Below are 24,602 nucleotides of genomic sequence, written 5' to 3' on the forward strand. Positions count from 1 at the left end.
GCACCTGGCGGCGCCCCCGCCATGGCCCGAATATCAGTTCGCAGGGGGGATCTCGCCCGAGCCGCGGGGGATCAGGTGGGTCGGGAGTTCGATGCGGGACGGGGTCAGGTCGGCTCCCGCGAGGCGTTGGAAGAGGCGGTCCGTGGCCACCCGGCCCAGAGCCGCCGGGTCCTGGGCGACCACCGTCACGCCGGGGCGGAGCAGGTCGGCCAGCTCGAAGTCGTCGAAGCCGACCAGCGCCACCGGCCGCTCGTGGGCCGCGAGGATCCGTACGACGGTGACCGTCACCCGGTTGTTCCCGGCGAAGACGGCGGTCACCGGCTCCGGGCCCGTGAGCATCGCCCGGGCCGCCGCCGCGACCCGTTCGGGGGCCGTGGACCCGAGGGAGACCCAGGATTCGGCCACCGGCAGACCCGCGTCCGCCATCGCCTCGCGGTAGCCGCGCAGCCGCTCCGCCACCGTGTGGATGCGGGGCTGGTCGCCGATGAAACCGATCCGGCGGTGCCCGCCCGCGATCAGGTGGGCCACCCCGCCCAGGGCGCCGCCGAAGCTGTCCGAGAGCACGACGTCGGCCTCGATCCGGCCCGCCGGGCGGTCCACGAAGACCGTGGCCACACCGGCCCGCATCTCCGGCTCCAGGTAGCGGTGGTCGTCCCCGGCCGGGATCACGATCAGCCCGTCCACCCGGCGGGCGCACAGCGCGAGCGCCAACTCCCGCTCCCGGTCCGGGTCCTCGGCGCTCGAGCCGTTGATGAGCAGCGCCCCGTGCGCGCGGGCCACCTCCTCCACCGCCCGGTTCAGCGGGCCGTAGAAGGGGTCGGCGAGATCCTCCAGGACCAGGCCCACGGTGGCGGTACGGCCCTTGCGCAGCACGCGGGCGCTGTCGTTGCGGCGGAAACCGAGGGCCTCGATGGCCGCCTGCACCCGTCTCTCGGTCTCGGGGGTCACCCCGGGCTCGCCGTTGACCACGCGCGACACCGTTTTCAGGCCGACGCCCGCCTGGGACGCCACGTCCTTCATGGTCGGCCGGTTGCCGTAGCGGGGCTCGGACGGGTGGCGGTTGTGGGGCACGGTGGCAAATCCTCCGGGGCTCACGAGCAGGGCTGTGACCTTGAGGATAAGCACTCGGCCGATAGTGAGGTTTCCGTGACAGGGTGGTGCGGGCAAGCCACTGGGGGCTCCGGACGAGCCATGGGGAGAGGGGTAGACGTGATTGTCTGGATCAACGGCACATTCAGCGCCGGAAAGACCAGCACGGCCCGCGAACTGACCGGAATCCTGCCGGACAGCACCCTGTTCGACCCGGAGTTCATCGGAGACGCGCTGCGCGTGCTGCTGCCGCCCAAACGGCTGGCCGAGGTGAGCGACTACCAGGACCTCCCGAGCTGGCGGCGGTTGGTCGTGGACACGGCCGCGGCGATGCTCGCCGAGCTGGGCGGGGTGCTCGTGGTGCCGATGACGCTGCTGCGCCAGGAGTACCGGGACGAGATCTTCGGCGGGCTCGCGGCGCGGCGGATCGCGGTGCGGCATGTGTTGCTCGCCCCTGAGGAAACGATCCTGCGCGAGCGCATCGCCACCCGGAAGGAGCCCGGGGAGCCCGCGGACGTGGACCTGCGGGTCCGGCAGTGGGCGTACGACCACATCCCCGTCTACCAGCAGGCCCTCGACTGGCTGACGGGCGACGCGCACGTCATCGACAACGGGGGGCTCACCCCGCGCGAGACCGCCGAGCGGATCGCCGAGGCGGTCCGCTCGGAGACGGCCCGGGTCTGCGACATCGTGCAGACCCCGGAGCCCACCCGCGAGACGGTGGCGGCCGGGGTGCTGCTCTTCGACGAGCAGGACCGGGTGCTGCTGGTGGATCCCACGTACAAGGCGGGCTGGGAGTTCCCGGGCGGCGTCGTCGAAGCGGGCGAGGCACCCGGGTGCGCCGGCGTACGGGAGGTCGCGGAGGAACTGGGCGTCGTACTGCACCGGGTGCCCGGGCTGCTGGTGGTCGACTGGGAACGCCCCCAGCCGCCCGGGTACGGCGGTCTGCGCCTGCTCTTCGACGGCGGCCGCCTCTCGGCGGAGGCGACGGCCCGGCTCCGGCTCCCCGGCCCGGAACTGCGGGCCTGGCGCTTCGTCACGGAGGCCGAGGCCGCCGGCCTGCTCCCGGAGCACCGCTACGAACGCCTGCGCTGGGCCCTGCGCGCCCGGGAACGCGGTCGCCCCCTCTACCTGGAGGCGGGCGTCCCGACCGGCTGATCGCCCTGCCCCGCCGGGAGGCGGGCCTCAGCCCGAAGCGGCCGCCTCGTGCGCCGCCTTCGCGAGGGCCTCCGCCGCGTTCTCCGTCAGGGGGTCACCGTGGCCGAAGCACGCGATCGACGGGGCGAGGGCGGCCAGGCGCCGGAAGGTGGTGATCGCCCGGGCACGGTCGACGTTGAAGACGCCCAGCATCGGCGGGCCCACGGCCGCGACGCAGTCGCCGGTGAACAGCACGCCGTGGCGCGGGAGGCGGATCCCGATGCTGCCGTCCGTGTGGCCCGGGGCGTGCACGACGTACGCCCCGTCCCCGAAGTCCAGTGCGTCCCCGTCCTCCAGCTCGCGGTCGACCGGGGTGGGCGGTGCCTCGGGCACCGTCAGGCCGCGCGCGTACAGCGGGACCTCCCAGTCCAGCAGCACCGGCTCGGGCACGGGCAGCTCGCCCCGGATCACCGGTGCGTCCAGGCGGTGCGCCAGCACCTGCGCGCCCCAACGGGCGGCGAGTTCGGCGGCGGCGCCGACATGGTCGCGGTGGCAGTGGGTGAGGACGATCCGCTCCAGCCGCTCGGGCGCCGCCCCGAGGGAACGTATCGCCCGTTCGATCTCGGCGGCGGACCCTGCATGGCCCGCGTCGATCAGGGTGAGGGCTTCCCCGTCCTGCCAGAGGTAGGCCTGGCCGATGGGGAAGCGGAGCATGTGGAGCCGGTTCGGGAGCACTTCGACAAGATCCATACGGCCAACGTACGGACGGCCGGGCCCCGCGCGCCGCCGAGTTCACCGGGGGCGCAGTACGCCCAGGGCGCACTGCGCCCTGGGCGTACACGGATGCGGCCGGCGCCGCCCCCGGGGGCACCTGGAGGGTCAGGCGCGCTTGGACTCCGCGTAGTTGACGAGGAAGAGGGCCTCCGCCACCGACAGGCGCTCCAGCTCCTGCGGCGACACGCTCTCGTTGACCGCGTGGATCTGCGCCTCCGGCTCGCTCAGCCCGATCAGCAGCATCTCGGCGTCCGGGTAGAGGGACGTCAGCGTGTTGCACAGCGGGATCGACCCGCCCATGCCGCTGATCTGCATCTCCTGGCCCGGGTAGGCGGTCTCCAGGGCCGTGCGCATCGACGCGTACGCCGGGCTGTCGGTGTCCGCCTGGAACGGCTGGCCCTGGCCGACGACCTCGAGTTCGAGGCGCGCCTGCCACGGCGTGTGTGCCTCCAGGTGGGCCTGCAGCAGCTTGATGGCCTCGGCGGTGTCCACCCCCGGCGGCACCCGCAGGCTGATCAGCGCACCGGCGCTCGCGTGCACCGACGGCGTCGCTCCGACCACCGGCGGGCAGTCGATGCCGAGCACCGTGACCGCCGGACGGGCCCACAGCCGGTCGGCGATCGTGCCCTCACCGATGAGCCCGACCCCGTCCAGGACCTTCGCGTCGGCGCGGAAGTCCGCCTCCGGGTACTGGAGCCCCTCCCACACCGCGTCCGAGGCGAGCCCGTCCACGGTCGTCGAACCGTCCGCCGCGCGCAGCGAGTCGAGTACGCGGATCAGTGCGGCCAGCGCGTCGGGCGCGGCGCCGCCGAACATGCCCGAGTGCAGGTTTCCGCCCAGTGTGTCGATCTTCACCTTGAGCAGGCACATGCCGCGCAGGGTGGCCGTCACGGTCGGCAGGCCGAGCCGGAAGTTGCCCGCGTCGCCGATGACGATGGTGTCGGCGGTCAGCAGCTCCGGGTGCGCCTCGGCGTACTGCTGGAGGCCGCCGGTGCCCTGCTCCTCCGAGCCCTCGACGATCATCTTCACGCTCACGGGGACGCCGCCGTTGGCCTTCAGCGCGCGCAGCGCCAGCAGGTGCATGATGAACCCGCCCTTGCAGTCGGCCGAGCCGCGCCCGTACCAGCGGCCGTCGCGCTCGGTCAGCTCGAAGGCCGGGGAGATCCAGGCGGCGTCGTCGAGCGGCGGCTGGACATCGTAGTGCGCGTAGAGCAGAACGGTCGGCGCGCCCTCGGGGCCGGGCAGGAAGCCGTAGACCGACTGGGTGCCGTCGGGGGTGTCGAGCAGCGCCACGTCCTGGAAACCCTCGACGCGCAGGGCGTCGGCCACCCAGTTGGCGGCGGCCTCGCTCTCGCTCCTGGGGAACTGCGCCCAGTCCGCCACCGACTGGAAGGCCACCAGCTCGGTCAGCTCCTGCTTGGCGCGGGGCATCAGCGAGGCGATGGTCTCGGCGATCGGATTCTGGGACATGGGCACGCTCCTTTTGGGTGCGACGTTGTTCTCCGTGTACGCCGCCCGCATCCGCGGGGTGTGCGTATGCCGGGCGTGGCGAAAGACAGCCTTGATCCTCGCACAGCGGGTCGGGGCGGTGGATCGCCGTAGGATTTCCCCGGCATCGGAGCAACCGGGTGATCAGGAGCAGCAACACATCGTGAGCAGCGACGACGACGTACGCGACGCAGGTGCAGACGCGGGTGCAGGCGAGGGTGCGGACGCAGGCGTGGAGGCAGGCGTGGACGCAGAGGCGGGCTCGGGCGCTGACGCAGGCGTGGGCACGGACACGGGCACGGGGCAGGACGCGCAGGGGGCGGGCGACGAGGTGGCCGGGGAGACCGGCGAAGTGTGGGACGTGATCGTGGTCGGAGCCGGACCGGCCGGGTCCTCGGCCGCGTACGCGGCGGCGACCGCAGGGAGGCGCGTCCTGCTGCTGGAGAAGGCCGAACTGCCCCGCTACAAGACCTGCGGCGGCGGCATCATCGGCCCCTCGCGCGACGCCCTGCCCCCGGGCTTCGTGCTGCCGCTCAAGGACCGCATCCACGCGGTCACCTTTTCGATGGACGGGAAGCTGACCCGCACCCGGCGTTCGAAGCACATGCTCTTCGGGCTCATCAACCGTCCGGAGTTCGACGCCGGCCTGGTCGCCGAGGCGGAGAAGGCCGGCGCGACCATCCGTACGGGAACGGCCGTGAGCCGCGTCGAACAGCACGGGGCGGCCGTGCCCGACCGGCGCACCGTCGCCGTGGTGCTCGCCGACGGGGAGACCGTGCTGGCCCGTGCGGTGGTCGGTGCGGACGGCAGCGCGAGCCGGATCGGCGCGCACGTCGGGGTGGAGATGGACCAGGTGGACCTCGGCCTGGAGGCGGAGATCCCCGTCCCCGAGACGGTCGCGGAGGACTGGAAGGGACGGGTACTGATCGACTGGGGTCCGCTGCCCGGCAGTTACGGCTGGGTCTTCCCCAAGGGGGACACCCTCACCGTCGGGGTCATCTCGGCCAAGGGCGAGGGCGCCGCGACCAAGCGCTACCTGGACGACTTCATCGCCCGGCTGGGGCTGGCCGGCTTCGAACCGGCCGTCTCCTCCGGGCACCTGACCCGCTGCCGCAAGCCCGATTCGCCGCTCTCGCGCGGCCGGGTGCTGGTGGCGGGCGACGCGGCCGGACTGCTGGAGCCGTGGACCCGGGAGGGCATCTCCTTCGCACTGCGCTCGGGGCGGCTGGCGGGGGAGTGGGCGGTGAAGATCTCCGAGGCGCCGGACGCCGTGGACGCGCGCCGTCAGGCGCTCAACTACGCCTTCGCGGTGAAGGCCGGGCTGGGAGTGGAGATGGGGGTCGGCAAGCGGATGCTGACCCTCTTCGAGGCCCGGCCGCGGATGCTGCACGCGGTGATCACCGGCTTCGGTCCGGCGTGGCGGGCGTTCGCCCGGATCACGCGGGGCTCGACGACGCTGGCGGACCTGGTACGGACGCACCCGCTGGCCCGCAGGGCGCTGCACATGCTGGACGCCAGGCAGGCGGCGGCGCGCGGCGGGGGCACCGGCCAGAGCTAGTGCGGTGACCGGAAAGGTCCACCGGGTCGCGACGCCCGGCACGGCACCTCGCCGCGGTCTCGGACCACGGAAGTACGTCCAGTACGGCCCGCGGCCCTCCGCCTTGCGATGCTTCCCCCAGGCCCTGCGGGCCTGGGGAGACCCCACGCACCGGACGCCGCGACCCGGCAAACCTGTCCGGCCACCGCACTAGGCCGTCTCTCTCGGATCGTGCCGGGCCCGCGGCGAACAGCTGCGGGCCCGGTCGTCATGGCCGCGCCGATCACTGTTCGGCCGGCTGGTCTGTCGGCCGGTCGGCCGGTCGGTCGGCTGCTCGGTCGACCGGCGGTCGCCGGACGCGGGGTCAGCGGGAGACCGTGATCCGGAAGACCGGGTGGTCGCCGGCGGCCGCCCGGAGCTCGGCGTCGGAGGACTTGGCGGTGACCCCCTGGAAGAACCGGTTGACCTCCCAGCCCCACTTCTCCAGGTAGGCGCGCAGGATCCGGGCCTGCTGCACGGGGTCGGTGATCTCGGTGACCGTGAACGCACGCACCTTGCGCCCCACGCGCAGCTCGCCGCCGCCCGCCACGCGCATGTTGCGCACCCACTGGGAGTGCCCGCGGGCCGAGACCAGGTACTGGGCGCCCTCGAAGGTGTGCGGGTTGACCGGGATCCGCTGCATCTCACCGGACTTGCGGCCGCGGACCGACAGCTCGGCGGTGCCCGCCAGGCTGATCCCGAGGCGGGCCAGCTTGCCGAAGAGCGCGTTGAAGCGGGTCTCGAACGGGCTGGCCTGGACGTAGTACGGGGTGGGCGCGTTCATGGTGACCTCCGGGCCGCCTTCTGCACTGAGAGAGCACTGCTCTCGCTTGAGATGAGTGTGCATGGATCGGTGCACCAAAGCAAGAGCACTGCTCTCGAAACAGAGCGGCAGTCCGTTTTCTGGGCAGTGCTCCGATCGCGTGGCAGACTGGCCCGCATGAACACCGTGCGAGGGGCCAGGGAACGGGCCCGCATCGAGGTCACCTCCGCCATCAAGGACGAAGCGCGCCGCATGCTCGCCGCCGAGGGCGCCGCCAAGCTCTCCCTGCGCGCCGTCGCCCGCGAGCTGGGCATGGTGTCCTCCGCCCTCTACCGCTACTTCCCCAGTCGGGACGACCTGCTCACCGCTCTCATCATCGACGCGTACGACAGCGTCGGCGCGGCGGCCGAGGAGGCCGACGCACACGCCCGCGCCGCCGGGGCCCCGCCCCGCGCCCGCTGGACCGCGGTCTGCGAGGCCGTCCGCGCCTGGGCGCTGGAGCACCCGCACGAGTACGCCCTCATCCATGGTTCCCCGGTTCCCGGCTACATCGCCCCCATCGACACCCTGGGGCCGGCCTCCCGCGTCGGCAACGCCTTCATCGGCATCCTCCGCGCCGCCTACGAGGGCCCCGGCCTCGCCCTCCCGCCGCTACCGCCCACCCTGCGCGCCGAGGCGGACCGGATGACCGCCGACTTCGCCGAAGGTCTGCCCCCGGCGGTCACGGCGGCCCTGGTCGCCGCCTGGGCCCAGTTGATCGGGCTGGTCTCCTCCGAGCTCTTCGGCCAGTTCAACCGGGTCGTCGAGGACCGCGCCGCCTTCTTCGCGCACGCCGCCGACCAGCTGGCGCACGGGGTGGGGCTGCCCGCCGTATGACATCCGTACGCCGGGCATGTCCGGCGTCGGACCGGCCGTACGGCGACCGGACGGCGGCGCCGATCCTCCCGAGGATCCGGAAGATTCACATGATGAGGCGATGGCTCGCTCTTCTGTTCCTCATACGAATGCGGGCCGTTCAGCCTTGAACGACGGGCCGCCCGTCTAGTGTTCCTCGGGTCGCCCCCCTCGCCGCCGCCGGAGGAACGTTCATGCCTCGCGCCGTGAAGGCCTTGTACGCCGCCCTGGTCACCGCCTTACTGGTCGCGTCGGCGCCGGCCATCATCGCCGCGGCGCGTGACGCGCCCCCGGTGGCCGCCCCGGAGCCCACCCCGCCCCCGACTCCCCGGCTGCCGGGCGTACGGGGTCTGGAGATCGGCGTCCCCGCGTACGTCTGGGCGGACGACCCCATGCTGACCGACCTCACCGCCACGGCCCCGGCGCCCTCGGTGGTCGTGCTGAACCCGGGGAACGGCGACTCCCCGTTCGGCGGCCCCTGGCGGTCCCGTGCCGACGCGCTGCGCGCCCGCACCACCTCCACCGGCGAGAAGACCCGGGTGCTGGGCTATGTCCACACCGACCACGGCAACCGCGACATCGCCGCGGCCAAGGCCTCCGTCGACAACTACCTCAAGACCCCCGACGGCCGCCTCCACGTCGACGGCATCTTCTTCGACGTCGTCAGCCGCGAATGCGGCCCCGCCAACGCCACCCGCGACTACTACGCGGAGCTGCGCCGCTATGTCCAGGAGCTCATGGACGACATCGACCCGACCGCCCCCGACCTCGTCGTGAACAACCCCGGCACCGCCATAGCCGACTGCTACCTGGAGCCGGGCCACCGCACCGCGGACATCTTCGTCACGTTCGAGGACACCTACGCCGCGTACACCGGCGCCGGCTGGCTCGGCGGCAATGTCTTCGACCACGTCTCCGGCTACCGCGCGGGCACCGAACTCGACCCGAGCGGTACCGCGTTCTGGCACCTGGTGCACGACGTCCCCGACGCCGGCGCCATGCGTGCCACCCTGCGGACGGCCTTCGAGCGCGGCGCGGGGTACGCGTACGCGACCAGCACGGTCATGCCCAACCCCTGGAACGCGGGCCCGACATGGAAGTACCGGACCCAGACCACGTACGCGGCCACCCTGGGCTGAGGCTGAGGCTGAGGCTGAGGTCGGGTCCGGTCAGCCGAACTGCCCGGGCCGGTAGTTCCCCGCGGGCTGCTGCACGATCGCGTTCATCCGGTTGAAGGTGTTGCCTGAGGGCGATCAGGGACACCAGTGCGCCGAGCTGCTCCTCGTCGTAGTGCGCGGGGGCGTTCGCCCAGGCCTCGTCCGCACCGTGGAACCGAACAACATCATCCACCCCTGTGATCGCCGAGGATCCGACCCCGGTGGCCGTTCCTCGTCATGCCCGTGGTCATCCGCCGTCGTTCTCCGGGCGCCGGGCGAACCCGAGCAGCACATGGACGACCCGGAGCAGGAACACCACCGCCGCCAGGGCTCCGCCCGCCACAGCCAGGATCCGCCCCGTCGACGGGGACAGGGAGAACGCCAGCACGGGCCCGTACACCGCGCCGAAGGCGAGGGCGGCCGCGAAAGAGGCGCTGACGAAGGCATAGCCGATCTCGATGGTGATCGCGTCCCGGTCCGCCTGCGTACGTCGCTCCATACGTGCAGTGTCACATTGCGCACTGCCGGTCACAAGAACTCCGCCGCACCTCCGCACCTTCGCGCACCCGGACCCGCCGCGTCCGGTCCCCGCCGCGTCCCGCCGGACTCGCCCCGTCCGGTCCCCGCCCCGGTCAGATTCCGGCCGTCTCCGTCCACAGCCGCGCCAGCGCCCGGTCGCCCGTCACCCCCGGACCGGCCAGCGGAACCCGGTTCCACAAGGCCTCGTACAGCCAGGCCGCCCCACCGGTCAGCTCGCAGTCCGCCGGCTCGCCCGTGTCGCCCTGCACCGTACGGGCCGGCGCCGCCGACAGGTGGACGGTCCACACCGCGCCCGTGTCGGCGGCCCGCACCCGCACCACCTTCGGCTCGGGGGTCCGTACCCGGCTCCGCGGCCGGGCGTGGAAGCCGGTCAGCAGCTCGTCCACCCCGTCCTCCGCGAACTCCGGCTCCACCGCCGAGAACTCCACACCGAGCGCGGACTCCGCGTCCATCCGGTGCACGGCGGTCTCATGGGCCTGCCGCCGGGCCCAGAACGCCACCGGCGAGGGCGGGGCCGTCGGAAGGAAGGTCCAGCACTGTACGTCGGCCGGGGCCTCGGACAGGGTGCGCACCAGGTCCGCGTGGCCCTCCCGGAACCATTCCAGCAGCTCGCCGTCGACCAGCTCCGGCGCGTCCGGAGAGCCCACCGGGTCCAGCCGCCGCTCCGCCACGTACGCGGTCGCCCAGCGGTGCACCGAGCCGGTGTGCCGCAACAGGTCGGTGACGCGCCAGCCCGGACAGGTGGGAACAGCGGCGTCCGTACCGGCGCGTTCGGCGACCTCGGCGAGCAGCTCGCCCTCGCGCGCGAGGGCCTTCACATGTTCGGTGATCTCCATACCGTGAGTCCTATCAGCCCGCCCGCGACAATGGAGAGCATGGACGGGGAACTCTTCCCGCGCGAGCGCACCGTGATCGCCCCCGGCGCCGTGCACATGCCCGACTGGCTCGGGCCCGCCCGGCAGGGCGAGTTGCTGGCGGCCTGCCGCGCGTGGGCGCGACCGCCCGCCGGCCTGCGCACCGTACGCACCCCGGGCGGTGGGGTGATGACCGCCCGCCAGGTGTGCCTCGGACTGCACTGGTACCCGTACGGGTACGCGCGCACCGCCGTCGACGGCGACGGGGAGCCGGTCAAGCCGATGCCGCCGTGGCTCGCGGAACTCGGGCGGGAGGCGGTGGCCGCCGCGTACGGCGCGCCTCCGGAGCCCGGACCGGATACGGCCTACGACATCGCGCTGATCAACTTCTACGACGGCGACTCCCGCATGGGCATGCACCGCGACGCCGAGGAACGGTCCACCGCGCCGGTGGTCTCGCTCAGCCTCGGCGACACCTGCGTCTTCCGCTTCGGGAACACGGCCTCGCGCGGGCGTCCGTACCGGGACGTCGAGCTGCGCAGCGGGGACCTCTTCGTCTTCGGGGGGCCGAGCCGGCAGGCCTACCACGGCGTACCGAAGGTCCTGCCGGGCACGGGCCCGCGCGAGCTGGGACTGACCGGGCGGTTGAACATCACACTCCGGGTCGGCGGGCTGGGCTGAGAGGCGGCGCCCGGGGTGCCCCGATCATGCGAGGATCGATGCCATGAACGGCAACGGGGCCCCGCCGCGGGTGGGGGATGTGACCACGACATCCGAGTCCGGTGCGGCTGCGCGGACCAGACTGGAGCGGGGGCGCGGCGCGCTCGGGCCGGCGCTGGAGCTCGTGCACACCGGCCGTGCCCCGACCCGCGCCGTCCTGACCGCCGAGCTCGGAGTCACCCGCGCCACCGCCGGAGCGGTCGCCGCGGAGCTGGAGGCACTCGGGCTGATCCGCGTCGATTCCCGCCCCGGCGGCGCCGGCGGGACCGGCGGCGCCCAGGGCCGGCCCTCGCACCGGCTCTCGGTGGCCGAGGACGGCCCGGTGGCGCTGGCCGCCCAGGTGCACTCGGACGGCTTCCGCGCCGCCCTGGTCGGCCTCGGCGGCCGGATCGTGGCCACCGCTCCCGGCAAGGTCACCGTCTCCGCCGATCCGGCACAGGTGCTCGGCGCGGTGGTGGAGGCGGGCGCGGCGCTGCTCGAACAGAGCGGCCGCCGCTGCGTCGGCGCGGGGCTCGCGGTCCCCTCGGCGGTCGCCGAACCGGACGGTACGGCGCTGAACCCGCTGCACCTGGCCTGGCCGGCCGGCTCTCCGGTACGGGCGATCTTCGCGGAGTGCGTGAAGGCGGCCGGGATCGACGGCCCCGCCCTCACCGGCAACGACGTCAACCTCGCGGCCCTGGCCGAGCACCGGCACGGCGCGGGGCGCAGCGCCCAGCACCTGCTGTGCGTGGCCACCGGGCACCGCGGGGTCGGCGGCGCGCTGGTGCTGGACGGCCGCCTGCACAGCGGGAGTTCGGGCCTGGCTCTGGAGGTCGGCCACCTCACCGTGAACCCCGAGGGACGGGCCTGCCACTGCGGCAGCCGCGGCTGCCTGGACGTGGAGGCGGACCCGCTGGCCTTCCTCACCGCGGCGGGCCGCAGCCCCGGCCCCGAGGTGTCACTGCTCCAGCAGGCCCGCGACCTGCTGCGCGACGAGCCCGCGGAACCGGCGGTACGGGCGGCCACGCAGGAGCTCATCGACCGGCTCGGCCTCGGCCTCGCGGGCCTGGTGAACATCCTCAACCCGGACCGGATCATCCTGGGCGGGCTGCACCGGGAGCTGCTGCACGCGGACCCGGAGCGGCTGCGCGCGGTGGTCGCGGACCGCAGCCTGTGGGGGCGCAGCGGCGGGGTGCCCATCCTGCCGTGCACCCTCGACCACAACAGCCTGGTCGGCGCGGCGGAGCTGGCGTGGCAGCCGGTGCTCGACGACCCGCTGGGAGCCCTGGCCTAAGGCCGTCTCTGCCGGATCCGGCCGGACCGGACCGGATCGAACCCGATCGGACCGGATCGATCAGGCCGGGCCCGGTGGGCCTGCGGTCGGTCACCCGGGCCCGGCGCCGACCGGCGATGCCACCGGGAGACCTGCCACCGGGAGACCTGCCACCGGGAGACCTGCCGCCGCGGGCCCCGGGTCGACGGCCAGGAGCACCGCACGCGCGGGTTCTCGTACGGGGGCGGTCCTGATCGGCACCGGCCGGGCCGGTTCCACCGGGGCCGCGGTCGCCGTGAGCGAAAACCACACCGCCTTGCCGGGCCCGTCGGGCCGCTCCCGCGCCCCCCAGGCCTCGCTGAGTGCCTCCACGAGGGCGAGCCCGCGCCCGCAGGTCTCCAGCGCCTCCGCCCGCGTCTCGTGGACGACCGGCAGCCGTGGATCGCTGTCGATGACCGAGACCGTCAGTCGCCCGAGCCGGAGTTCGATCTCCACGATGCACGTCTTGTCCGGCTGCGCGTGGCGGTGCACGTTGCTGAGCAGCTCCGTCACGCCGAGCGCGGCCCGGTCTATGAGCGGGTCGAGCTCCCAGTGGCGCAGTTGTGCAGAAACGATTCTGCGGATTTGGCCGATCCGCGACGGCAAGGCCTGCAGTTCGACGACGCAGTGCCTGCGGGAATGAGTGATCACGGCTGCGACTCCCCGACATGAGTGTTACGGGTGCTGCACCCTCGGTAATGCTCCACCAGGGTCACCCACGGTGCCGCACAGTGCAACCGAACGCGATCGAAAGGGATTCGCATGGATCCCCAAAGCGAACGTTTGTGCAGGTCGGAGGGGTACATTGCGAAGAAGGGGAGAGAAGTTCACCCACGAAGGAGCGCGGCACATGAGCACCACCGGCACCAGCAGAACCACCGGCACCACCGGTACGACTGCCACGACCGTCGACGTCGATCGCAGCGACGCGGACTACCGTGCCTGGCTGAAGGAGTCCGTCCGCAAGGTCCAGGCCGATGCCAACCGCTCCGCCGACACCCACCTGCTGCGCTTCCCGCTCCCCGAGGAGTGGGGGATCGACCTCTACCTCAAGGACGAGTCCACGCACCCGACGGGCTCCCTCAAGCACCGCCTCGCGCGCTCGCTCTTCCTGTACGCGCTCTGCAACGGCTGGATCCGCCCCGGCCGCCCGGTCATCGAGGCCTCCTCCGGCTCCACCGCCGTATCCGAGGCGTACTTCGCCAAGCTGATCGGCGTCCCCTTCATCGCCGTCATGCCGCGCACGACCAGCCCGGAGAAGTGCCGCCTCATCGAATTCCACGGCGGCGAATGCCACTTCGTGGACGACTCGATGAAGATGTACGAGGAGTCCGCCGAGCTCGCCGCCCGGACGGGCGGGCACTACATGGACCAGTTCACGTACGCCGAGCGCGCCACCGACTGGCGCGGCAACAACAACATCGCCGAATCGATGTACCAGCAGCTGCGCCTGGAGCGGTACCCCGAGCCCGCCTGGATCGTGGCGACCGCCGGCACCGGCGGCACCTCGGCGACCATCGCGCGCTACGTGCACTACATGCAGCACGACACCCGCATCTGCGTCCCGGACCCGGAGAACTCCTGTTTCTTCGACGGCTGGACCAACAACGACCCCGGGGCGAGCAGCGATTGCGGCTCCCGCATCGAGGGCATCGGCCGGCCGCGGATGGAGCCGAGCTTCGTGCCCGGGGCCATAGACCGGATGATGAAGGTCCCGGACGCGGCGAGCGTCGCCGCCTGCCGCGCCCTGGAGACGGCCATAGGGCGCAAGGCGGGCGGCTCGACCGGCACCGGTCTGTGGAGCGCGCTGAAGATCATCTCGGAGATGGTGGCGGAGGGCCGCACGGGCAGCGTCGTCACCCTGCTGTGCGACCCGGGCGACCGCTACCTGGACAAGTACTACTCCGACGAGTGGCTGGCGGCGCAGCGGCTCGACATCGCCCCGTACACGAAGACCCTCGACACGCTGCTGACGACGGGCGTCTGGCGCGAGCCCACCGCCTGACGCCCCGTCGCGGCGGCGGGCTCGCCCGGGGCGGGGTCCGCGAGTCGCGCCGCCGTGACGGGCCCGTGACGAAAACACCCTGGTGACACGGGGGTTGCCTGGCTACTCTCGGCGGACTCGGATCACCGGCGGGGGGAAGCATGGCGGGCATCGAGTACAGCAGACCCGAGCGGGACGCGCGCACACGGGCCCGGACGACCGGTCCGGACGACCGGCCCGGTGGCGAAAGCAGGGCCGACAGCAGGGCCGACAGTGGGGGATCCCATTTGGAGTGCCCGAGCTGCCGCCGCTCCGACGAGGTCCGCGCCGTCCCGGCCGTCTGTCTCGGCGGGCAGCGCCGGTTCCACGAGGAGACCGGCGACGGCGACCGGCGCACCGACGTCCGCGAGATCGTCCCGCGGCTGGCCGACGCGCTGGCCCCGGCCCCGCCGCCCCCGGAGACTTCGGGGCGGACCGCCCCGGGCGTGCTGCTCGTTCTGGTGTCGATCGGTACGTTCATCGGCGGTTCGCTGGGCGGGAAGTGGTTCGCCGATGCGCCCGGGGGCGAGCAGGCCGAGTGGTCGGCCGGGACCTGGGGCGCCAACACCCCGACCGCCCCGTCGGCCCCCGGGGCCGAGCTCCTCTTCCTGGGCTGGATCTCGGCGTTCGCCCTGCTGGGGGCGGTCCTGCTGATCGTGACGGCCGCCCGGACGCAGCGGGCGTTCCGGGCCCGGGTGGCGGCCGGCCGGGGCGCTGCCGAGGACGTCTGGTCCCGTGGCTGGTGCTGCGCACGCTGCGCGGTGGTCCACTTCGCCGCCGGGCCGGCGATCACGCTGCAGGAGTTCCGCAGGGCCGTCTGGAGCGCGGGCGGCTACGGAGAACTGGCCGAGGTGTACCGGGTGTCCGGGGCGGCGGTGGACCCGGCTACTGGACCCGGCTACTGACCGGCCCCGCGCCGGGCGGTGAGCCGCCGGTCCAGGGCCCGGACCGCCGTGCGGAAGGAGTGGCCCAGGCCCGGGCGGGCGGCGGCGAGGCCGAGGCGGAACGCCGTCGGTCCGTCCGCGGCGAAGGTCCAGCGCACGTGCGTGCCGGAGCCGGCCGGTGTCAGCCGCCACTCCTCCAACAGGGCCCGCACTCCGGGGGCGTTGGTGGTGTCGACCCGGTACGCGTACCGCTGCTCCGGATCGGCGGCCATGACGGTCTCCTCGAAGCGCACCCCGCCCCGCAGCCTGATCTCGCGGCCCGCACCCCCGTGCGTGGGGCGGGCCAGGGTCACCGCACCGAACCAGGCGGGCCAGCCCGTCACTTCCTCGGCGAGCGCGTGGTACACGGCCTCGGGAGGCGCCGTGGTCCCGGTGGCGAAGACCAGCCGTACGGGCGCGTCGTCGATGAAGTCCAGCCCCACCGGACGGAGTCGGCGAGCCATGGCGGTACCCCCTGGGACGATGACCTGAACGCGTGTGCGCGCCACCATAGCCCCGCGTCGGCGAGAAGTCCGTAGCGATCTCCTTCCGAATCACCGCCGGTCCTGACCGATCCCGGGTGATCCCTGCCCTTCGGTGTCGAACTCCGGCGATCTCTGTCGATCCCCGCGCGGGGCCTGGGCAGCGGCCCCGTCCCGCGGGATGCTGGAGCCGCGCCCGTCCCGCCCCGCGAGCGGAGGCAGCCGTGCCCGACCGTCCCCAGCCCGACACCCCCCTCGCCCTCGAACTCCTGGTCCACGGAGTCGCCGGCGCCGCCCCCGGCGAGCTGCTCGGCGACCCGCGCACCGTCCGCGTCACCGGCGACTCCACCGCCGCCGTCTTCCGCCGCACCGAGGACGCCGACGCCGAAGCCCACCCCGAGCGGTACGCCGGGCGGCCCGTCCCCGAGGCCTACTGCTGGTCCCGGCTCACCTCCGGCAACGGCGCCCGCGCCCTGTGGTTGCTGCTCCTGCCCTTCATGGTGGCCAACCTCGCCCACTGGGCCCGGCCCGCCACGTCCGCCGCCGACCCCGCCCCGCGCGCCGTGCGCACGTACGGGGTCCTCGTACGGGTCCTCGCCCTCAGCCTGACCGTGCTGCTGATCGCCGCCGCCTGCGAGGTCGCCCTCGACCTCCTCGCCTGGCAGTGCGCGGGCTCCGGGACCTGCGCAGGCTCCCGCTCCTGGCTCGGATTCCTCGGGCCCGGCGGCGGCTGGTGGGCCCAGCCCGGCCGGCGCCTCGCCCTCGGGGCCCTGGTCCCCGCCGCGTTGACCGGGCTGCTGTGGTACCTGTCGAACCGCACCTGGAGCGCCTACGAGTCGCAGCCGCCCCCCGCGGGCGCCGCCGACCCGGACACCGCCTCGGACACCGCGCCCGCGCTCGGGCGCCCCGGATTCTGGTACGGCCGCCGGCTCGTGGCCCGGCTGCGCGCCGCGCACGCCGCCGCCGGGCTGCTCACCGTGGCGGTGGCCGTCTCCGTACCGACCGCCCGATACGACCGCCGGGCCGGGGCACCCGTCCTCGCGGCCCTCGGCACGGTCACACAGGTCCTGCTCGCCGCCGGGGCCGTCACCGTGGCCTGGGTCGTGTGCCGGCGCGGCCGCACCGAGGCCCGGCCCGACCACCGGCTCGACCGGGCCGCCGTCACCGTGCTGCCCGGCGCCGCCCTCGCCCTGCTCGCCGCCGTTGTGCTGCACGCCTGTTGGCCGCGCCCCGGCTGGACCGCCACCGGACGGCTCCCCGGGGACCTGACCTTCGGTGTGCTCATGCTGGGCCAGGGGCTCTGCGTGCTCGCCCTCGCCGCCGTCGCCCGCTACCTGTACCGCAGGGCCCCCGACCCGGCGACCGCCCTGCACGGCCTCGGCGGGCCCGCCGTCGCCATGCTCGGCTGCGCGCTCGGCGGGGTGATGTCCGGTGGCGTCGCGCAGCGCGTCGCCGACTGGCTGGACGGGGGAGCCACGCCCGGGATGCCGGGCGCCCCGCTGCCCGGACCGCCCGTACTGCTGTCCTGGCAGGCCGCCGTACTGCCCCCGCTGCTCCTCGTACTGGCGGTGCTCGCGGGCTGGTTCGCGGTGCGCGGAGCCCGGGAGCGGGGCCGGCTCGCCGTCGCCGTGGCCGCCGAGTACCCGGGCGAGACACCGGACCGCGCCCGCAGTCGCCGGATCGCCGGGGCGCGGACCGCGGCTGCGCTCACCGACTCCGCGCCCTGGTTCGTGGCGGCAGTCTCCGGGATCACCCTGGTGCTCGGCGCGGGCGCGCTGGCCGGAGCCTGGCTCAGCGGAGAGGTTCCGGGCGAGGCGGCCCGCGGGACCGTGCCGCTGCTCGAAGCCGCCGCCCGCGCCGCCCAGGACGCCGGGTCCTGGCTCATCGGACTCGGTATCGCCGCCTTCGTCGCCTGGGGCCGGCGCGCCTACCGGGATCCCGCCGCCCGCCGGACCATAGGGATCCTGTGGGACGTCGGCACCTTCTGGCCGCGCGCCGCGCACCCCTTCGCACCGCCCTGCTACGCCGAGCGGGCCGTCCCCGACCTGACCTGGCGGATGGCCGGCTGGACCGGCCGCACGGGCGGCCGCCTCGTCATCTCCGGTCACTCCCAGGGCAGCGTGCTCGCCGCCGCGGCCGTGTGGCAACTGCCGCCGCCCGCCCGCCGCCGGGTCGCCCTGCTCACCTACGGATCCCCGCTCGGCCGTCTCTACGGGCGCTGGTTCCCCGCCTGCTTCGGCCCCGGACCGCTCACCGCCCTGCACCGCGAGGTCGACTGCTGGCGCAACCTCTGGCGGGCCACCGACCCCATCGGCGGGCCGGCACTGCCCGGCGCGGGCCAGGACGTGGACCGCGGCCCGCTCGCCGACCCGATCGCCTACGGACGCAGCGCCCGCCACCCGCTGCCCGCCCCGCTGCTGGGCCACTCCGACTACCAGGCCGATCCGGCCTTCGCCGCCGAACGCGACGCCCTGCTCGCCAGGTTGGACGCCGCCGCACGGGCCGAGGTACCGGGACAGCGGGTCGTGGTCAGCAAGGAGCGGGCAGCACCGGCAGCGTCGGCAGATCCGCCGGGAACAGCAGGGTGAGCTCGTCCGTGCTGGGCTCCGAGAGCTGAGCCACCCGCCCCGCGTGCCGCTCCACCATCGACTCGAAGGTCTGGCGGGCCGTGCGGCCGTTACCGAAGGCCGGGCCCTTGGGAAGCTCCGTGAAGTACGTCAGCAACGCCTGCGAGGTGCCCTCCCCGAGCCGGTACTCGTGCTCCTCGGCCTGCTGCTCCACGATCCGCAGCAGCTCCTCGGGCCCGTAGTCGCCGAAGGTGATGGTCCGGGAGAACCGCGAGGCCACCCCCGGATTCACCGTCAGGAAGCGCTCCATCTCCGCCGTGTACCCGGCGACGATCACCACCACCGCGTCCCGGTGGTCCTCCATCAGCTTCACCAGCGTGTCGATCGCCTCGCGCCCGAAGTCCCGGCCCGAGTCCTCCGGGGCCAGGGCGTACGCCTCGTCGATGAACAGCACCCCGCCGCGCGCCCGGTCGAAGGCCTCCTGGGTGCGGATCGCCGTGGAGCCGATGTGCTCCCCGACCAGGTCCACCCGGGACACCTCGACCAAATGCCCGCGCTCCAGCACCCCGAGCGAGGCGAGGATCTCCCCGTACAGCCGGGCCACCGTGGTCTTGCCCGTGCCGGGGGAGCCGGTGAAGACCAGGTGCCGGCGCACCGAGGCGGCCTTGAGGCCCGCCAGCTGCCGACGGCGGCCCACCTCGATCATGTCGGTGAGTGCCCGCACCTCACGCTTGACGCTGTCCAGACCCACCAGCGCGTCGAGCTGGCCCAGCATCTCGCCGGACTCCCGCGGGGCGGTGCCCGGGGCGGCCTCCGTCCCGTCCGCGGGCCGCGGAACGGATGCCGGCGGCGGCTGCGCCGCACGCACCGCGGGGCTCTGCACCCCGGCGACCGTACGGATACCCGCCTGCGCGCCCCCGGCGGGGCCGCCGCCCGCGGCGGACCGGGCCGCCGGCCGCGTACCGACCGCGTCGCCGGTGCACTCCTGCGCGGCCGGCCCGTCCTCCGCGAACTCGTAGCCCCCGCGGGCGCAGCGCTCGGTGTGGCAGCGCGTCAGCGTGGTGCGGCAGCCGTCCATGACGTGGAAGCCGAAGCCGGAACTGTCCGACACCCGGCAGGCCGTGAAGGTTCCCCGGCCGCCCGCCGACACATAGAAACCGGCCTCGGCCGCGGAGGTGACGGTGCACCGCTCCAGAGTGGGGTCGGCGCCCTTGGTGACGATGACACCGGTCTGTACGGCGTCGATGGTGCAACCGGCGAGCGTGCCGCCGCTGCCGTGGTCGCGGAACCAGGCCCCGGTCGCCGCCTCACGGATCCGGCAGTCGTCGAGCTGGGCGGTGGCCCCGTCGCTCACCGAGACGGCGGTGTTGCGCACCTGGGACAGATCGCTGTCGACCACGTCGACGCGCGACCCGCGGTCCAGGACGAACAGGGCGTCCGGCACGTCGTGCACCCGGCAGGAGTCGAGGGAGACGGCGGCCCCGTCGCTGATCCACACCGCCGGATAGTCCCCCGTACTGTCGTGGATCTCGCAGGACTCGGCGTCCACCCGGGTGCCCGGGTCCCACACGGACAGTCCGTTGCGGCCGAACCGGCGCACCGTGGTGCGGCTGAGGGTGAGCACCGAACGGGACCGAAGATCGACCGCGTTCTCCGGGATGTCGTGGATGTCGCAGCCGGCCAGGGTGAGCACCGCGTCGGTGTCGAGCGTGACCCCGTCGGCCGAGGTCCGGTGCACCGAGCAGTCGGTGAGCCGTGCCGTGGCGCGCGCGGCGATCTGCACCCCGGTGCCCTTGACCTCGTACACCTCGCAGCCCAGCGCCTCCAGTCCGGAGCCCTCCCCGGTGACGCCGATGCCCGCGCCCGTGGCGTGGTGGATCCTGCAGCGCTCCAGCCGGGGGCGGCCCCCGCCGCGGACCGAGACGCCGTTCTGCCCGGCGGCCACGACCTCGCACTCCTCGAACACCCCGCCGCCGCCGTCCAGTACGGCGATGCCCACGCCGGCCGGATTCTCCACCGTGCAGCGCCGTACCAGGGGCCGGGCCCCGGCGCCGCGCACCTCGATGCCCGCGGCGGAGTGGGTGCTCACGCGCAGGTCGGTGAGCTCGGGGCAGCCGTCCTCCACCAGCAGCGCGGGCGCCGCCCGGTCCTGGCCCTCCAGGTACAGGTCCTGGATCACGGCCGAGGCGCGCACGGTCAGCGCGACCCCGTCGAGCGGCGCGATCCGTACCGATCCGGCCCCGCCCTCGGGTCCGCGCAGGGTGACGGCATGGTGCAGCACCAGGTTCTCGCGGTAGGTGCCGGGGGCGATGGACAGTACGTCTCCGTCGCCCGCGACGGCGAGCGCGGCGGTCAGCGTCGGATACTCACCGGAGCGGCGCCGCCATCTCGAAGACCCGCCGTGCGTCACCTGGACCGTGCCCTGAACCATGGTGCTGTCGTGCCCCCACCCTCGTACTCGCGCTGCCGATACGACCGAAGCCACTGAAGTCTGAAGTCACCGAAGTAACTGGAGAGACCGATCCGGCGGCTCCACCGTAGCGCGCGCGGAGCCGATGAGCCGCCAGGTCAACTGCCCGCACCCGCTCGACCCCAGTCCGGCCCGGTGGCGGCCCAGGCCCGGTCCAGAAGTATGTACCGCCGATGCATGAGCCGCCGTACGACCAGCCGCCGGACCGTCTCTCCCAGTGCGGCCACGCAGATCGCGGCGGCCAGGCCCGCCATTCCCGCGTGGAACACGGCCGAGGAAGGGTCGAGCGGCTGCCCCACCAGCCGGCCGCGCGCATCGGTCCAGATCCGGAACCGGTCGCCGGGACGCGGCGGTTCCTCCGCGGCCGGCACCGTGCCCTGGTGGCTGCTGCCGTCCGGTGCGGTCCACACGGCCACGATCTGCGTGCGGTGCGGGGCCGTCCGCTGCGCCGACGGGTCGGCGGCCGAACCCGCGGCCGACTCCGACTCCGAATTCGACTCGGCGTCCGCGGCCGGCCGGACCACCACCGCCGGTACGAGATGACGCTCCTGCCGCTGCTCGTGCGCGGCCCGCTGCAGCGTGCCGTCCACGTGCAGGCCCGCGACCCAGCCGACGGTCGGGGCCACCACCAGGAGACACACCAGCGCGGCGAACGCCACCCACGCCTCGAAGAGATCGGTCGGCCGGCGCAGCGGATTGCGCCGCCAACGCCACACACCCATTGCTGTCCGCACGGTCCGGCTCCCCCAACCTGTGCCAGTGTCCGCCTGTCTGCGCCTCTGTCCTGACTGATCCAACGGCCTGGTCATGCCGGTTGGTTCCAGCCCGGGCGCCGAGCCCCTCGAAGGTGTCAATCCGGTCGGCCGGTCGCCGGTCCGCGACCGCCCGCCCCCATACACCCATTTCGCCCGGAACGGGCGATCCCGGTCGCGTCATACGCGGACGCGGACCTCGTCGCCGACGCGCACCGTACCCAGCCGCACCGGTACCAGGAGCCGCCCGAAGGCGAGCGACCGGCCGATCCGCCGGTGCCGGGCCAGGGACTTCAGCGGTTCCTTGCCCCGCTCGCCCGTCGCCTGGTCGGTGGTGGTGACGACACACCGCCCGCATTCCCGTACCCCGCGGAAGACGGCGTCGCCGATCGCGATGCGCTGCCAGCCGTCCTCCGCCCAGGCCTCGGCCCCGGAAACCACCACATTGGGGCGGAAACGGTTCATCGGCAGCGGACCCTCCTCGGGATGGTCCCCCTGCGAGATCAGCGAGTTGAGGGCGTCCAGCGAGGCGAGCGTGGTGATCAGCAGGGGATAGCCGTCCGCCAGACTCACCGTCTCGCCCGGCAGGGCGTAGTCCGGATCCACAGGACGGCGTACGGCGGGATCGTCCATGTGCACCAGGCGTACCGGCTCCCCGAGGTACGCACTGAACCAGTCGGCCGCGGCGCTCGCCGCGACCACGGTCTCGACCTTCTTCCCGAACAGTACGACCGGCTCCAGCGGACCCGGCTCGGGCGCCTCCACGAAAAGCTCCGCCATACCGGGCGCGGTCACGGCGATCCGGCCACCGCCCGTCGGACGTGCCGCGGCCAGGGCCAGGCGCGGATGGCGGCGCTGGGTGATGACCGTGCCCTCGGGGTCGATCAGCGCCCAGCGTCGGTCCTCGGACAGACCCCAGGGCTCCACGGCCACCTCGTCGGGAGCGGTCCCCGCTACCGATTTGACGGGATGGATGTGGAGCGCCTGCACGTGCAAGTTCGACATGGGGGCATCCTGCCAGCCGCTGCACTGCCCCGCGTCTCAGAGCCCCGTCAGTAGCCGCGTCCCTGGTAGGGGCGGCCGTACGGATCCTCGTACGAGGCGGCCGGCACCGGTGCGGGCACCTGCATCGGACGCGGCGCGGCCGGGCGCATGGCCTCGTACCCGGTGGCCATGGCGGCCGGGCGGGGCTGCTGCGGCTGGGGCTGCGGCATGTACCCGCCGCGGGCCGCCATCGGCTGCTGCTGCGGGATGTACGGGGCCGGCGCCTGCTGCAGCGGCATCGGCTGGGGGGCCGACTGCTGCTGGTACGGGTATCCGTACCCCGAAGTCTGCTGCTGGGGCTGGGCCGGGGGCAGCGCGGGCATCGACGAGGCGAGGGCCGGCAGGTAACCGCCGCTCGAGTATCCGGCACTCGGGGACTCGTAGGCGGCCGGGACGCGGATCGGGGCGATCTGCGGGGTGCCGCGTTCGGCGACGAGGGAGTCGTAGATGGGGGTGTCCGGGAAGGAGGGCGCGGAGTAGTAACCGCCGCCATAAGTGGAGCGGGGGGAGGTCATGGGACCTAAGTTAAGCCCACGACTTCACCGGGTCCATAGCGAGGTGTCGTCAACACCGCCCTGACCTGCATATTCGCAGGTCAGGGCCTCACCTTTCACTTGACGTTCACGTGCACGATTCGCCACTTCCACCCCACCTTGTTCCTACTCGTACTCACCGGTTGGGTGTTGCACCGACTTTGCGCTGACGCGGCGTCACAACGCGGTGACCTCGGATGATGTTGTGGACGGCAGTGGTCCGCCGTTTCAGGCGTCGCTGGGACGGGCATAGGTACGGCCCTTCCAGGACGCCCCGCGGCCCCGGTAGTGCTGCACGGCCGAGTCGACGGTCATCAGGAGGTACAGCAGCGCGGTGAACGGAAGCAGCGGCGCGAGCGCGGCCGGCTGGCGGTAGTACCGGAGCATCGGCAGGTAGGTGCCCGTCATCAGCAGCCACGCCAGGCCGCCCGGCCAGGCGATGGCGGGGTGCCCGGTCACGAGACCGGTCAGCAGGGCGGCCGGGGGCACCAGGTAGACGAGCACCAGCCCGGCGACCGTACCGGCCAGCAGGAGGGGCTGGTGGCGCAGTTGGGCGTAGGCGCTGCGCGCGACCATCCGCCACAGGTCCGCGAGCGCGGGGTACGGGCGCACGCTGTCGACCCGCTCCGCCAGCCCCAGCCAGATCCGCCCACCGGAACGCTGCACCGCGCGCGCGAGGGAGACGTCGTCGATGACCGCCTGGCGGATGGAGTCGGGGATGCCGGCCCGCACGGCGGTGTCGGTGCGCAGCAGGACGCAGCCGCCGGCGGCCGCCGCGGTCCGTGCGGAGGGCCGGTTGATCCGGCGGAAGGGGTAGAGCTGGGCGAAGAAGTACACGAAGGCCGGTACGACGAGCCGCTCCCAGAGGCCGGCCACCCGCAGGCGGGCCATCTGGGAGACGAGATCGAGGTCGGCGGAGGTCGCGGCGGCGACCAATTCGCGCAGACTGTCGGGTTCGTGTGCGATGTCGGCATCGGTGAGGAGGAGGAAGTCGGGCTCGGCGGCGTGCGCGGTGCGGGCGATCGCGATGCCGTGCCGGAGCGCCCACAGCTTGCCGGTCCAGCCGGGGGCGGGGTCGCCGGGGGAGACGACGGTGAGCGGGAGCCCGGGGTGCTCCGCGGCGAGCCGGCGCGCGAGCTCGCCGGTGCCGTCCGTGCTCCCGTCGTCGACGAGGACGACCTCGGCCTCGCCGGGATAGTCCTGGGTGATCAGCGAGGGCAGGCTCTGCGGCAGCACCTCGGCCTCGTCCCTGGCGGGGACGACGATCGTGACGGACGGCCAGCGGGTGGGGGCGGTGCGGGGCGGGAGGCGGACGTCGGTCCGCCAGAACATGCCCTGGGCGAGGGTGAGCCAGAGCCAGGCGGCGAGGGAGGCGAATGCCGCGCAGGCGGCGGTGATGAGGCCCATGGCGGCAGTGTCCCGCGCCCGACCGAGCCTGTCCCGCACCCGCCCACCCCGGGCGCGGTGGGCCTCCCGGCCGGGGTGCGGTGACCTCCCGGTCCGGGTCGCGGTGCGCCTCCCGGCC

General features: G+C 73.7%; 22 protein-coding genes and 1 pseudogene. 9 read left to right on the forward strand and 14 right to left on the reverse strand.

Annotated features, from left to right (window positions below):
• Nucleotides 1–33: 33 nt before the first annotated feature.
• A complete protein-coding gene (locus OG373_RS34270; protein WP_405444300.1) occupies nt 34–1,020 on the reverse strand; it encodes a LacI family DNA-binding transcriptional regulator in 987 nt (328 codons plus the stop codon).
• 171 nt (nt 1,021–1,191) lie between these two features.
• Between OG373_RS34270 and OG373_RS34275 the strand changes: the two genes are divergently transcribed.
• A complete protein-coding gene (locus OG373_RS34275) occupies nt 1,192–2,247 on the forward strand; it encodes an NUDIX domain-containing protein (RefSeq protein WP_405442424.1) in 1,056 nt (351 codons plus the stop codon).
• A gap of 27 nt (nt 2,248–2,274) precedes the next feature.
• On the opposite strand, the gene OG373_RS34280 is transcribed toward OG373_RS34275, so the two are convergent.
• Both OG373_RS34280 and OG373_RS34285 read right to left on the reverse strand, forming a co-directional pair.
• Entirely contained in the window at nt 2,275–2,976 is a 702-nt protein-coding gene (locus tag OG373_RS34280; protein ID WP_405442426.1) for an MBL fold metallo-hydrolase, read from the reverse strand.
• 129 nt (nt 2,977–3,105) lie between these two features.
• On the reverse strand, nt 3,106–4,470 hold the full coding sequence (locus OG373_RS34285; protein WP_405442427.1) for a dipeptidase: 1,365 nt from the start codon (nt 4,468–4,470) through the stop codon (nt 3,106–3,108).
• 349 nt (nt 4,471–4,819) lie between these two features.
• Here OG373_RS34285 and OG373_RS34290 point away from each other — a divergent pair, with 349 nt between their 5' ends.
• Nucleotides 4,820–6,046, forward strand: coding sequence for a geranylgeranyl reductase family protein (locus OG373_RS34290; protein ID WP_405444301.1), 1,227 nt, complete (start codon nt 4,820–4,822; stop codon nt 6,044–6,046).
• A 343-nt stretch (nt 6,047–6,389) separates the two neighbouring features.
• Here the strand turns inward: OG373_RS34290 and OG373_RS34295 are convergent, their stop codons facing one another.
• Nucleotides 6,390–6,848, reverse strand: a complete 459-nt coding sequence (locus OG373_RS34295) for a nitroreductase/quinone reductase family protein (RefSeq protein WP_405442429.1) — start codon at nt 6,846–6,848, stop codon at nt 6,390–6,392.
• A 156-nt stretch (nt 6,849–7,004) separates the two neighbouring features.
• Here OG373_RS34295 and OG373_RS34300 point away from each other — a divergent pair, with 156 nt between their 5' ends.
• Together OG373_RS34300 and OG373_RS34305 are read left to right on the forward strand one after the other, a co-directional pair.
• Nucleotides 7,005–7,703 (forward strand): TetR/AcrR family transcriptional regulator, encoded by a 699-nt coding sequence (locus OG373_RS34300; RefSeq protein ID WP_405442430.1) that lies wholly within the window; start codon nt 7,005–7,007, stop codon nt 7,701–7,703.
• A gap of 212 nt (nt 7,704–7,915) precedes the next feature.
• Nucleotides 7,916–8,860 carry a spherulation-specific family 4 protein gene (locus OG373_RS34305; RefSeq protein ID WP_405442432.1) on the forward strand — a complete coding sequence of 315 codons (945 nt, stop codon included), beginning with the start codon at nt 7,916–7,918 and terminating at the stop codon, nt 8,858–8,860.
• 30 nt (nt 8,861–8,890) lie between these two features.
• Here OG373_RS34305 and OG373_RS34310 read toward each other — a convergent pair.
• The 3 genes and pseudogenes from OG373_RS34310 to OG373_RS34320 form a co-directional block, all read right to left on the reverse strand.
• Nucleotides 8,891–9,041 (reverse strand): annotated as a pseudogene (locus tag OG373_RS34310) (carboxymuconolactone decarboxylase family protein); the annotation flags it as partial.
• 84 nt (nt 9,042–9,125) lie between these two features.
• The gene (locus OG373_RS34315) at nt 9,126–9,377 is read right to left on the reverse strand and encodes a DUF6332 family protein (RefSeq protein ID WP_397733946.1); all 252 of its coding nucleotides are present in this window, start codon (nt 9,375–9,377) and stop codon (nt 9,126–9,128) included.
• A 133-nt stretch (nt 9,378–9,510) separates the two neighbouring features.
• Nucleotides 9,511–10,254, reverse strand: a complete 744-nt coding sequence (locus OG373_RS34320; protein WP_405442433.1) for a maleylpyruvate isomerase family mycothiol-dependent enzyme — start codon at nt 10,252–10,254, stop codon at nt 9,511–9,513.
• Between the two features lie 39 nt (nt 10,255–10,293).
• On the opposite strand from OG373_RS34320, the gene OG373_RS34325 reads away from it, so the two are divergent.
• Together OG373_RS34325 and OG373_RS34330 are read left to right on the forward strand one after the other, a co-directional pair.
• Nucleotides 10,294–10,953 (forward strand): alpha-ketoglutarate-dependent dioxygenase AlkB family protein, encoded by a 660-nt coding sequence (locus tag OG373_RS34325; protein ID WP_405442434.1) that lies wholly within the window; start codon nt 10,294–10,296, stop codon nt 10,951–10,953.
• Nucleotides 10,954–10,996: 43 nt separating this feature from the next.
• Complete coding sequence (locus tag OG373_RS34330) at nt 10,997–12,265, forward strand: ROK family protein (RefSeq protein ID WP_397733942.1); 1,269 nt, start codon at nt 10,997–10,999, stop codon at nt 12,263–12,265.
• A gap of 90 nt (nt 12,266–12,355) precedes the next feature.
• Here OG373_RS34330 and OG373_RS34335 read toward each other — a convergent pair whose 3' ends face one another.
• Nucleotides 12,356–12,934, reverse strand: a complete 579-nt coding sequence (locus OG373_RS34335) for an ATP-binding protein (RefSeq protein WP_405442435.1) — start codon at nt 12,932–12,934, stop codon at nt 12,356–12,358.
• 199 nt (nt 12,935–13,133) lie between these two features.
• Here OG373_RS34335 and OG373_RS34340 point away from each other — a divergent pair, with 199 nt between their 5' ends.
• Nucleotides 13,134–14,288 (forward strand): PLP-dependent cysteine synthase family protein, encoded by a 1,155-nt coding sequence (locus tag OG373_RS34340; RefSeq protein WP_405442436.1) that lies wholly within the window; start codon nt 13,134–13,136, stop codon nt 14,286–14,288.
• 140 nt (nt 14,289–14,428) lie between these two features.
• The gene (locus tag OG373_RS34345) at nt 14,429–15,211 is read left to right on the forward strand and encodes a hypothetical protein (RefSeq protein WP_405442437.1); all 783 of its coding nucleotides are present in this window, start codon (nt 14,429–14,431) and stop codon (nt 15,209–15,211) included.
• Here OG373_RS34345 and OG373_RS34350 read toward each other — a convergent pair.
• On the reverse strand, nt 15,205–15,693 hold the full coding sequence (locus OG373_RS34350; RefSeq protein WP_397733937.1) for an SRPBCC family protein: 489 nt from the start codon (nt 15,691–15,693) through the stop codon (nt 15,205–15,207). The two genes, OG373_RS34345 and OG373_RS34350, sit on opposite strands and share 7 nt — an antisense overlap.
• Before the next feature lie 242 nt (nt 15,694–15,935).
• Between OG373_RS34350 and OG373_RS34355 the strand changes: the two genes are divergently transcribed.
• Nucleotides 15,936–18,299 (forward strand): hypothetical protein, encoded by a 2,364-nt coding sequence (locus tag OG373_RS34355; protein ID WP_405442438.1) that lies wholly within the window; start codon nt 15,936–15,938, stop codon nt 18,297–18,299.
• Here the strand turns inward: OG373_RS34355 and OG373_RS34360 are convergent.
• The 5 genes from OG373_RS34360 to OG373_RS34380 form a co-directional block, all read right to left on the reverse strand.
• Nucleotides 18,241–20,709, reverse strand: a complete 2,469-nt coding sequence (locus OG373_RS34360; protein ID WP_405442439.1) for a right-handed parallel beta-helix repeat-containing protein — start codon at nt 20,707–20,709, stop codon at nt 18,241–18,243. The genes OG373_RS34355 and OG373_RS34360 overlap by 59 nt on opposite strands.
• A gap of 137 nt (nt 20,710–20,846) precedes the next feature.
• Complete coding sequence (locus OG373_RS34365; RefSeq protein WP_405442440.1) at nt 20,847–21,482, reverse strand: hypothetical protein; 636 nt, start codon at nt 21,480–21,482, stop codon at nt 20,847–20,849.
• A gap of 198 nt (nt 21,483–21,680) precedes the next feature.
• Entirely contained in the window at nt 21,681–22,505 is an 825-nt protein-coding gene (locus tag OG373_RS34370; RefSeq protein WP_405442441.1) for an MOSC domain-containing protein, read from the reverse strand.
• Between the two features lie 47 nt (nt 22,506–22,552).
• Nucleotides 22,553–23,059: a DUF6643 family protein gene (locus tag OG373_RS34375; protein WP_397733930.1), complete on the reverse strand. Its 507-nt coding sequence runs from the start codon at nt 23,057–23,059 to the stop codon at nt 22,553–22,555.
• Nucleotides 23,060–23,305: 246 nt separating this feature from the next.
• Nucleotides 23,306–24,484 (reverse strand): glycosyltransferase, encoded by a 1,179-nt coding sequence (locus OG373_RS34380; protein WP_405442442.1) that lies wholly within the window; start codon nt 24,482–24,484, stop codon nt 23,306–23,308.
• Between the last annotated feature and the right edge of the window lie 118 nt (nt 24,485–24,602).

Source organism: Streptomyces avidinii (assembly GCF_045161815.1).
GTDB lineage: Bacteria > Actinomycetota > Actinomycetes > Streptomycetales > Streptomycetaceae > Streptomyces > Streptomyces avidinii.

What these genes read in the sequence shown, in the direction of transcription:
- OG373_RS34270 (WP_405444300.1), bottom strand. Translation starts at nt 1,020, where the DNA reads ATGAAGGACGTGGCGTCCCAGGCGGGCGTCGGCCTGAAAACGGTGTCG.
- OG373_RS34275 (WP_405442424.1), top strand. Translation starts at nt 1,192, where the DNA reads ATGGGGAGAGGGGTAGACGTGATTGTCTGGATCAACGGCACATTCAGC.
- OG373_RS34280 (WP_405442426.1), bottom strand. Translation starts at nt 2,976, where the DNA reads ATGGATCTTGTCGAAGTGCTCCCGAACCGGCTCCACATGCTCCGCTTC.
- OG373_RS34285 (WP_405442427.1), bottom strand. Translation starts at nt 4,470, where the DNA reads ATGTCCCAGAATCCGATCGCCGAGACCATCGCCTCGCTGATGCCCCGC.
- OG373_RS34295 (WP_405442429.1), bottom strand. Translation starts at nt 6,848, where the DNA reads ATGAACGCGCCCACCCCGTACTACGTCCAGGCCAGCCCGTTCGAGACC.
- OG373_RS34300 (WP_405442430.1), top strand. Translation starts at nt 7,005, where the DNA reads ATGAACACCGTGCGAGGGGCCAGGGAACGGGCCCGCATCGAGGTCACC.
- OG373_RS34305 (WP_405442432.1), top strand. Translation starts at nt 7,916, where the DNA reads ATGCCTCGCGCCGTGAAGGCCTTGTACGCCGCCCTGGTCACCGCCTTA.
- OG373_RS34315 (WP_397733946.1), bottom strand. Translation starts at nt 9,377, where the DNA reads ATGGAGCGACGTACGCAGGCGGACCGGGACGCGATCACCATCGAGATC.
- OG373_RS34320 (WP_405442433.1), bottom strand. Translation starts at nt 10,254, where the DNA reads ATGGAGATCACCGAACATGTGAAGGCCCTCGCGCGCGAGGGCGAGCTG.
- OG373_RS34325 (WP_405442434.1), top strand. Translation starts at nt 10,294, where the DNA reads ATGGACGGGGAACTCTTCCCGCGCGAGCGCACCGTGATCGCCCCCGGC.
- OG373_RS34330 (WP_397733942.1), top strand. Translation starts at nt 10,997, where the DNA reads ATGAACGGCAACGGGGCCCCGCCGCGGGTGGGGGATGTGACCACGACA.
- OG373_RS34340 (WP_405442436.1), top strand. Translation starts at nt 13,134, where the DNA reads ATGAGCACCACCGGCACCAGCAGAACCACCGGCACCACCGGTACGACT.
- OG373_RS34345 (WP_405442437.1), top strand. Translation starts at nt 14,429, where the DNA reads ATGGCGGGCATCGAGTACAGCAGACCCGAGCGGGACGCGCGCACACGG.
- OG373_RS34350 (WP_397733937.1), bottom strand. Translation starts at nt 15,693, where the DNA reads ATGGCTCGCCGACTCCGTCCGGTGGGGCTGGACTTCATCGACGACGCG.
- OG373_RS34360 (WP_405442439.1), bottom strand. Translation starts at nt 20,709, where the DNA reads ATGGTTCAGGGCACGGTCCAGGTGACGCACGGCGGGTCTTCGAGATGG.
- OG373_RS34370 (WP_405442441.1), bottom strand. Translation starts at nt 22,505, where the DNA reads ATGTCGAACTTGCACGTGCAGGCGCTCCACATCCATCCCGTCAAATCG.
- OG373_RS34375 (WP_397733930.1), bottom strand. Translation starts at nt 23,059, where the DNA reads ATGACCTCCCCCCGCTCCACTTATGGCGGCGGTTACTACTCCGCGCCC.
- OG373_RS34380 (WP_405442442.1), bottom strand. Translation starts at nt 24,484, where the DNA reads ATGGGCCTCATCACCGCCGCCTGCGCGGCATTCGCCTCCCTCGCCGCC.